This window comes from Candidatus Andeanibacterium sp. (assembly GCF_057143545.1).
Genome location: NZ_DBNHSF010000016.1, coordinates 1 through 8,781 on the forward strand (window position 1 = coordinate 1; position 8,781 = coordinate 8,781).

Sequence of the window (8,781 nt, forward strand, 5' to 3'; positions counted from 1 at the left end):
GATCAGCGTCACCTTGTCGGCAAAGCGGGTGAGGAACAGGGCCTCCTCGACCGCGGTATTGCCGCCGCCGATCACCGCCACCTTCTTGCCGCGGTAGAAGAAGCCGTCGCAGGTCGCGCAGGCGGAAACGCCCTTGCCGGAAAGTTCCTGCTCGCCCGGCACGCCCAGCCACTGCGCCTGCGCGCCGGTGGCGATCACCAGCGTATCGCCCTCATAGCTGTCGCCGCCGTCGCCCACGGCGGTGAATGTCGGGCCGGTAAGATCGACCGAGACGATCGTGTCCCACATCATCCGCGTACCGACATGCTCGGCCTGGGCCTGCATCTCCTGCATCAGCCAGGGGCCCTGGATCACTTCGCGGAACCCGGGATAGTTCTCGACATCGGTGGTGATGGTCAGTTGCCCGCCGGGCTGGAGCCCCTGCACGACAATCGGCTCCATCCCGGCACGGGCACCGTAAATCGCTGCGGAAAGCCCCGCCGGCCCCGATCCGATGATCAGCATTTTTGTGGTGTGGGTGGTCATCTCTTCTCTCGATCAAGCTGTTGCGGGCGATGTAGTGATTCCCCGCCGGCGGGACAATCTCAGCGCTTCTTGGGCTGGGGAAAGCCGGGATAACTGGCGCTCGGGCACGATCGACGCGCAAGCCGGGAAACATGCCAGGTTGATGATCGACCTTGCACTCGCGAACACCTATATGGCCCGGATGACGCACCCGTTTCGCTTTGCAATCTTCCGCGAACCAGCCAGCAACCCTTCCGATCTGGTGGTCGGCTGATGGACCGCGTAGGGATCGTACATGAAAACTTCCTGCGCCGGGTCGCGGCGAAGGAATTCCCGGACGGCAAGCCGCCATCGGGTCCGTTGACCAATGAACTTGCCGTTTCGATCTTCCGGACGGCTTGCCTCACGCGCGCGCTCGACCGCGAGAGCCGCAAGATGCAGGCGGCCGGCCAGGGCTATTACTCGATCGGGCCTTCGGGCCATGAAGGGATCGCGGCGGTCGCGGCGGCCCTGCGCCCAACCGATATGGCGTTCCTCCATTATCGCGATGCCGCGTTCCAGATCCAGCGCGCCGAACAGGTGCCCGGCCAGACGATCGCCTGGGACATGCTCTTGTCCTATGCCTGCAGCGCCGAGGACCCGATCTCGGGCGGTCGGCACAAGGTGCTTGGCTCGAAGGTGCTGTTCATCCCGCCACAGACTTCGACCATCGCCAGCCACCTGCCCAAGGCCGTGGGCGCAGCCTACGGGATCGGCCTCGCGCGGCGGAAGCCCCCGGAATTCAAGCAATTGCCCGACGATTCGATCGTCTATTGTTCGTTCGGCGACGCTTCGGTCAATCACGCGACCGCGCAGGCCGCGTTCAACACCGCCGGCTGGACCAGCTACCAATCGGTGCCGCTGCCGCTGCTGTTCGTGTGCGAGGATAACGGGATCGGGATTTCGACCAAGACTCCCTCGGGCTGGATCAAGGCCGGGTTCGCAAACCGGCCGGGCCTCGAATATTTCGAATGCGACGGGCTCGATATCTACGCGACCTTCCGGATGGCGCAGGAAGCGGCGGATTACGTGCGCTCACGCCGCAAGCCGGCCTTCCTTCATGTCAGGACCATTCGGCTCTACGGTCATGCCGGAGCCGACGTCGCGATGGCCTATCTTTCGCGCCAGGAAGTGGAGGCGGAGGAAGCGCAGGATCCCTTGCTGCACATGGTTCGCCAGCTGGACGAGGCCGGCGCGCTGGAGCCGTCCGTGGCGCTCGCAATCTACGAACAGACGGCCGGGCGCGTTGCCCGGGTCGCCGCCGAAGTCGTTACCCGCCCACGATTGCAGTCCGCAGAACAGGTCATGGCCAGCCTCATCCCGCCAAGGCGCGAATGCCGGCCGAGCAACGGACCCGATCCACAGCAGCGTGCCGAGCTGTTTGGCTCGGACATGCTCCTGATGGAAAATCCCCAACCGATGGGGAAAATCATCAACATGGCGCTGACCGATCTGATGCTCGAATTCGGCGACGTGGTGATGATGGGCGAGGACATCGGCAGGAAGGGCGGCAATTACGGCGTCACCCAAAAACTTTCCACTCGCTTCGGTCGCGACCGGGTGATCGACACGCTGCTCGACGAGACCTCGATCCTCGGCCTTGCCATCGGCATGGCCCAGAATGGCTTCATTCCGCTGCCGGAAATCCAGTTCCTCGCCTATCTCCACAACGCCGAAGACCAGCTGCGCGGCGAGGCGGCGACCCTGCCGTTCTTCTCGAATGGCCAGTTCACCAATCCCATGATCGTTCGGATTTCGGGCCTGGGTTACCAGAAGGGGTTCGGCGGGCACTTCCACAACGACAATTCGCTGGCGGTGCTGCGAGATATCCCCGGCCTGATCCTCGCCTGCCCCTCGAACGGGCGCGACGCAGCGCTGATGCTGCGCGAATGCGTGCGGCTGGCGCGCGAGGAGCAACGCCTGGTGGTGTTCCTCGAGCCAATCGCGCTTTATGCCATGCGCGACCTGCACGAGCCGGGCGACGGCGGCTGGATGACGACATATCCCGCGCCGGGCGAGAGGATCGCATTTGGTGAAATCGGGGTGCATGGCAAGGGCAAGGACCTTGCGATCGTCACCTTCGCCAACGGTACCTACCTCGCGCAGCAGGCGCTGCCGTCGCTCGCGAAGAAGGGCATCAAGTCGCGGATCGTGGACATCCGCTGGCTCTCTCCTCTCCCCGCCAAGGCAATTGCCGAGGCGCTCAAGGGCTGCGGGGCTGCGCTGGTGGTCGACGAGACCCGCCGTACAGGCGGCGTCGCCGAAGCGCTGATGGCGCTGCTGGCGGAACACACCGATCTGCCCCACGCGCGGCACACCGCAGAGGACAGCTTCATCCCGACCGGACCCGCCTATGCCGCAACCATGCCGTCGCGCGATTCCATTGTCGCCGCGGCGCTCGCCTTGCTGGGCAAGTAATGATGGCCACGGTAGTCGTCATATGCCCCGGCCGCGGGACCTACAACGCCACGGAGCTCGGCTATCTGGGACGGCATTTCCCAGATCCGCAACTGCTCGCCAGGTTTGACGCGCAGCGCGAGGCGGCTGGCCAGGAAACGCTCACCGAGCTCGATGGGGCCGAGCGCTTCTCGATGGGCAAGCACACCCGCGGCGACAATGCCTCGGGCCTGATCTTCGCGGCCTCCTTCGGCGATTTCCTGGCGATCGACCGGAGCAAGATCGAGATCGTCGCGGTCACCGGCAATTCGATGGGCTGGTACAGCGCGCTGGCCTGTGGTGGGGCAGTCACGCCGGAAGCGGGCTTTACCGTCGCCAACACTATGGGCACGCAGATGCAGCAGGCGCTGATCGGCGGCCAGCTGATCTATCCCTGGGTCGATACGGATTGGGTTCCACAGCCGGGGCGCACGGCCGAACTGCTCGATCTGGTTGCCAGGATTGCTGGCGAAGCGGACAAGCAGCTGTTCCTCTCGATCGACCTCGGCGGAATGCTTGTTCTGGCCGGCAACGCCGCCGGGCTGGAGGCCTTCGAGAAGTCGGTCGAGCCGGTCCAACAGCGCTTCCCCATGCGCCTGGCCAACCACGCAGCCTTCCATACTCCGCTGCAGGAACCGGTTGCCGCCAGTGGCCGCGACAGATTGCCAGCAAGCCTGTTCGGCCAGCCCAAGCTCCCGATGATCGACGGGCGCGGCAAGATCTGGAATCCGGGCTCGACCGATATCGCCGAGCTCCACGCCTATACGCTCGGCCACCAGGTGACCGAAACCTACAATTTCACCCACGCAGTGACCGTGGCCGCGCGCGAATTCGCCCCCGACCTGTTCGTCATCCTCGGTCCCGGCACCACTCTGGGCGGCGCGGTTGCGCAGAGCCTGACCCAGGCTAGCTGGCGCGGCCTCAAGGACAAGGAGGATTTCCAGGCGCGGCAGGGCAGCAACCCGCTCATCGTTTCGATGGGAATGGCTGAGCAGCGCGATTTGGTCGCATGACTGCCACGCCACTAGGGAATTGGTAGCGGAGGAGGGACTTGAACCCCCGACACGCGGATTATGATTCCGCTGCTCTAACCAGCTGAGCTACTCCGCCCCAGGTATCGGCCACATTCGGGCAAGGCGGCGCTCTTAGGGCCGCACCGGCGAAGGGTCAACCACCCTGTTTGCCGCGAAAGCTCCAGCGCCCCAGGGCCTCCCAAGGGCCGCCCCGATAGAGCTGCAGGCCCAACCCCTTGAAGCGGAACTCGCGTTCAAGGTCCTGTGCCGCCAACTCGGCTTGGAGCGCCCTCGCCGCCTCCCTGGTGACCTTGTTCTGGATCGTGATGTGCAGCCGCGGCGGGTACCGGTCCTGCGCGGTAAGCGCGCCGTGGAAGTGTTCGGCAATCGTCCCGCGGATCGCCAGCATGCCGTCGCTGACGATCGCCAGGGCGGTCCCATTCCCGAGGTCCATCAGGCCGGTGATCCACGCAGGCGGCGGCGCGAATTCCGCGGCAAGGCGCGGCAGGAGAGACCTCAGCTCCTCGCGGAGCGACGGCGCAAAGGAATGGAACAGCGTGACATGGGCTTCTAGCTGGTTGCGCTCGGACGGGAAATGGCGCTGTCGCAGGTCGTTCGCCCAAGCAAAGATGTCACGCGGGAGTTCGGCGGTGACGATGAAGGGGCTGGTCAATCCTACATCTCGCCGCGTTCGCGCCGGATCGCATACCAGCGCGCCACATTGGCGTTATGCTGTTCGATCGTATCGGCGAACAAATGGCCGCCGGTCCCGTCGGCAACCATGAACAAGGCTCCCGTCGGCTCGGGATTGAGGACCGCGGCAATGGATTCGCGGCCGGGATTGGTGATCGGACCGACCGGCAACCCCGGCATCGTGTAGGTGTTGTAGCCGTTGACCGCCTGGATTTCGGATTGCCTGATCCGGCGGCCGAGCGGCTTGCCCTTGGTGATCGGGTAGATGATCGTCGGATCGGCCTGGAGGAACATGCCCTGGCGGATGCGGTTCGAATAGAGCCCCGCAACCTTGCCGCGCTCGGATGGCTTGCCGGTCTCCTTCTCGACGATCGAAGCGAGAGTAACGGCCTGCTCGGGCGTATCGACGACGGATTGCGGCGAGCGGGTCGGCCAGAGTTCCTGCAGCGTGGCGCTCATCGCGTCCTGCATCCGCTTGAGCACCGCGGCCCGGCTTTCCCCGCGTCCGAAATCGTAGGTGTTGGGCAGTATCGTACCTTCGGGCGGAACCGGGATCTCTCCGGTCAGCAGCTTTTCGGCCATCAGCTTCTCGTGAACCATGATCGAAGGCATGCCTTCGGGAATGGTTATCATCCGGCGGATGACATCGCCCGATTGCAGGATGGCGAGGATGCGCGAGGCGCTCGCCCTGGCGGGAAGCATGAACTCGCCAGCCTTGATGGCCTCGCCGCCGCCCAGCACCCGCGCCCCGACCTTGAACCTTTCGGCCGAGGCAATCGCGCCTTCTTCCTCGAGCAAGTCGGCGATTTGCGAGACGCCCGCGCCTTGGGGAACGATGAACGCGGTGTCCTGGTCGAGCGGACCCGGGCCGTTCCAGGTATAGAGCAGGAAGGCCAGCGGGATCGCTACGGCCAGTGCCAGCCCGATCAGCAGCCGGCGAAATAGCTTCATCAAACAGCCCTCGTCATAGGGCCTTCATCACCAGGCTTGCATTGGTTCCGCCAAAGCCGAAGCTGTTGTTGAGGACCGCCCTCACTTCGCGTTCCCTGGCCTTGAGCGGGACAAGGTCGACGCCTTCGGTGCCTTCGTCGGGATTGTGGAGATTGAGCGTCGGCGGCACGATCTGGTCGCGCATCGCAAGGATGCAGAAGATCGCCTCGACCGCTCCGGCGCCGCCCAGCAAATGGCCGATGGCGGACTTGGTCGAACTCATCGAAGCGCCGCCCAGATCGTCGCCCAGCACGCGCTTGACTGCAGCGAGCTCGATCGTGTCGGCCATGGTCGAGGTGCCGTGGGCATTGACATAGTCGATGTCGCCCGAAGTCATTCCGGCCTTGCGTAGCGCCATTTCCATCGCCAGCTGTGCGCCCTTGCCCTCGGGATGCGGCGCGGTCACGTGGTAGGCGTCGCCCGACAGGCCATAGCCGACCACCTCGGCATAGATCCTCGCCCCGCGCGCCTTGGCGTGTTCGTATTCCTCGAGCACCACCACGCCCGCGCCCTCGCCCATCACGAAGCCGTCGCGATCCCGGTCGTAGGGGCGGCTGGCCTCGGTCGGACGATCGTTCATGCTGCAGTTGAGCGCGCGGGCCTGTGCAAACCCGGCCACGCCAAGCGGGTTGATGGTCGATTCCGCCCCGCCCGCGAGCATCACGTCGGCATCGTCGTCCCTGATCATGCGCGCGGCATCGCCGATCGAATGCGCGCCGGTCGAGCACGCGGTGACGACCGCATGGTTCGGCCCCATCAGCCCGTATTTGATCGAAACCTGGCCCGATATGAGGTTGATCAACCGGCCATGGACGAAATGCGGCGAGACCCGGCCCGGGCCGCGTTCATGGAGGTTGACCGATTCGAGCTCGATCCCCGGCAATCCGCCAATGCCCGAACCGATCGAACAGCCGGTGCGCAATTTCAGCGCGTCGTCCAGATCGGCCAATCCCGCATCTTCGATCGCCTGGCCTGCGGCATCGATGCCGTAGACAATGAAGGGATCGACCTGGCGCTGGATCTTGGGGTCGACGCGTTTGTCCGGGTCGAAACCCCATTTATGGTCCCTGGGCTTGACCTCGCCCGCGATCAGGCATTTCTGCCCTTCTGTATCGAAGCGCGTGATCGGACCGATCCCGCTCTTGCCGGCAATAAGGTTCGCCCATGTGGTCTCGACGTCACCGCCCAGCGGGGTGACGAGGCCCAGTCCGGTTACGACAACACGGCGCATTCTGTCTCTCCAAAGTCACGAAAGGCCCAGCCGATTGGCTGAGCCTTCCATTCCCGTCCGCTTGTGGCGGGACCATGCGCGGCGGGAAGCGAGCGGTTCAGCCCCTGGGCCTCAACCCTTATGTTCTTCGATATATTTGTTGGCGTCGCCGACCGTGGCGATCTTCTCGGCAGCATCGTCCGGGATTTCGACGCCGAATTCCTCTTCGAACGCCATCACCAGCTCGACGATATCGAGGCTGTCTGCGCCCAGATCGTCGATGAAGCTGGCATCGTCGGTCACCTTGTCGGCTTCGACGCCGAGATGTTCGACGACGATTTTCTTAACGCGGTCGGCGGTATCGCTCATGAATGTTCCTCTCGAAGGAAGCGGTTAGACTCTGGTTCCAGCCCCTAATCAACGCTTCGCGTGCTGGCAAGGGGATTGGACGCAGGAAACAGAGTGGTCAGCCTTGGGCTTTCGGCTGCTCGACCACCCGAATCCCCAATTCGCGCAGATGCTTGAGCGAGACTTCGGTCGGCGCGCCCATCATCAAATCCTCGCCCTTCTGGTTCATCGGGAAGGCGATCACTTCGCGGATATTGGGTTCGTCGGCCAGCAGCATCACGATCCGGTCGATCCCCGGGGCCGAGCCGCCATGCGGCGGGGCGCCGAGCTTGAACGCCTCGATCATGCCGGAGAAGTTCTTCTCGACATCTTCCCTGGAATAGCCGGCGATCTCGAACGCCTTGTACATGATGTCCGGGCGATGGTTCCGGATCGCGCCCGAGCTGAGCTCGTAACCGTTGCAGACGATGTCGTATTGCCAGGCGAGGATTTCGAGCGGGTCCTGCGTTTCCAGCGCTTCCATCTCGCCCTGCGGCATCGAGAAGGGGTTGTGGCTGAAATCGACCTTCTTCTGCTCTTCGTCATATTCGAACATCGGGAAATCGACGATCCAGCAGAACTTGAAACAATCGGGCTCGATCAGCTCGAGTTCCTGGCCCACGCGGGTGCGCGCGGCCCCGGCAAGGTCGGCCGCTGCCTTTTCCTTGCCTGCGGCGAAGAACAGCCCGTCGTCGGGACCGAGGCCGAGCTCGTTGTAGAGTTTTTCCATCCGCTCGGGCCCGTGGTTCTTGGCGATCGGGCCGCCGAACTCCCCGCCCTTGCGGGTGACATAGCCAAGCCCGGCATGGCCTTCGGACTGGGCCCAGCTGTTCATGTCGTCGAAAAATTTGCGGCTCTTCTCGGCGGTGTTGGGCGCGGGGATTGCGCGAACGATCCCGCCGGAGCCAACGATCCGCTCGAAAATTCCGAAACCCGATTGGGTAAAGTGACGGGTCACATCGGTGATCACGATCGGATTGCGCAGATCGGGCTTGTCGGTACCGTATTTGAGAATGGCTTCCTTGTAAGGGATGCGCGGGAACTCGCCCGCCGGCGTGACCGACTTGCCGCCCGAAAATTCCTCGAAGCAACCCGCCAGAACGGGTTCGAGGGCGTTGAACACGTCCTCCTGGGTGACGAAACTCATCTCGAAATCGAGCTGGTAGAATTCGAGGCTGCGATCGGCGCGCAAATCCTCGTCGCGGAAACACGGAGCGATCTGGAAATAGCGGTCGAAGCCCGCGACCATCAGCAGCTGCTTGAACATCTGGGGCGCTTGCGGGAGGGCATAGAACTTGCCGTTGTGCATGCGGCTCGGGACCAGGAAGTCGCGCGCGCCTTCGGGGCTCGATGCGGCGAGGATCGGGGTCTGGAACTCGGTGAATCCCTGCTCGGTCATGCGGCGGCGCAAGCTCGAAATCACCTGACTGCGCAGCATGATGTTGCGATGCATTGTCTCGCGCCGAAGATCGACATAGCGATGCTTGAGGCGGATATCCTCGGGGTAAT

Annotated in this window: 9 protein-coding genes and 1 tRNA gene; 3 read left to right on the forward strand and 7 right to left on the reverse strand. The window is 63.8% G+C overall.

Features of this window, described 5'->3' with window-relative positions:
* On the reverse strand, positions 1–525 hold a 525-nt coding region (locus tag AC16XC_RS00870; protein WP_484032742.1), incomplete at its 3' end, for an NAD(P)/FAD-dependent oxidoreductase.
* Here AC16XC_RS00870 and AC16XC_RS00875 point away from each other — a divergent pair.
* Genes AC16XC_RS00875 through AC16XC_RS00885 form a run of 3 tightly spaced genes read left to right on the forward strand, consistent with a single transcriptional unit; the run spans position 494 to position 3,992 of the window.
* On the forward strand, positions 494–778 hold the full coding sequence (locus AC16XC_RS00875) for a hypothetical protein (RefSeq protein WP_484032743.1): 285 nt from the start codon (positions 494–496) through the stop codon (positions 776–778). The genes AC16XC_RS00870 and AC16XC_RS00875 overlap by 32 nt on opposite strands.
* Positions 778–2,961, forward strand: coding sequence for a thiamine pyrophosphate-dependent enzyme (locus AC16XC_RS00880; protein ID WP_484032744.1), 2,184 nt, complete (start codon positions 778–780; stop codon positions 2,959–2,961). The genes AC16XC_RS00875 and AC16XC_RS00880 overlap by 1 nt, the downstream gene beginning before the upstream one ends.
* Positions 2,961–3,992, forward strand: a complete 1,032-nt coding sequence (locus AC16XC_RS00885; RefSeq protein WP_484032745.1) for an ACP S-malonyltransferase — start codon at positions 2,961–2,963, stop codon at positions 3,990–3,992. The genes AC16XC_RS00880 and AC16XC_RS00885 overlap by 1 nt, the downstream gene beginning before the upstream one ends.
* Positions 3,993–4,012: 20 nt before the next feature.
* On the opposite strand, the gene AC16XC_RS00890 is transcribed toward AC16XC_RS00885, so the two are convergent.
* The 6 genes from AC16XC_RS00890 to aspS form a co-directional block, all read right to left on the reverse strand.
* A tRNA-Met gene (locus AC16XC_RS00890) sits at positions 4,013–4,089 on the reverse strand.
* A 57-nt stretch (positions 4,090–4,146) separates the two neighbouring features.
* On the reverse strand, positions 4,147–4,665 hold the full coding sequence (locus AC16XC_RS00895; protein WP_484032746.1) for a 2'-5' RNA ligase family protein: 519 nt from the start codon (positions 4,663–4,665) through the stop codon (positions 4,147–4,149).
* Positions 4,666–4,667: 2 nt separating this feature from the next.
* The gene (gene mltG, locus AC16XC_RS00900) at positions 4,668–5,636 is read right to left on the reverse strand and encodes an endolytic transglycosylase MltG (RefSeq protein WP_484032747.1); all 969 of its coding nucleotides are present in this window, start codon (positions 5,634–5,636) and stop codon (positions 4,668–4,670) included.
* 13 nt (positions 5,637–5,649) lie between these two features.
* A complete protein-coding gene (fabF, locus tag AC16XC_RS00905; protein ID WP_484032748.1) occupies positions 5,650–6,906 on the reverse strand; it encodes a beta-ketoacyl-ACP synthase II in 1,257 nt (418 codons plus the stop codon).
* A gap of 111 nt (positions 6,907–7,017) precedes the next feature.
* The gene (locus AC16XC_RS00910) at positions 7,018–7,254 is read right to left on the reverse strand and encodes an acyl carrier protein (RefSeq protein WP_484032749.1); all 237 of its coding nucleotides are present in this window, start codon (positions 7,252–7,254) and stop codon (positions 7,018–7,020) included.
* A 97-nt stretch (positions 7,255–7,351) separates the two neighbouring features.
* A partial coding sequence (aspS, locus tag AC16XC_RS00915) for an aspartate--tRNA ligase (RefSeq protein WP_484032750.1) occupies positions 7,352–8,781 on the reverse strand: 1,430 nt, incomplete at its 5' end.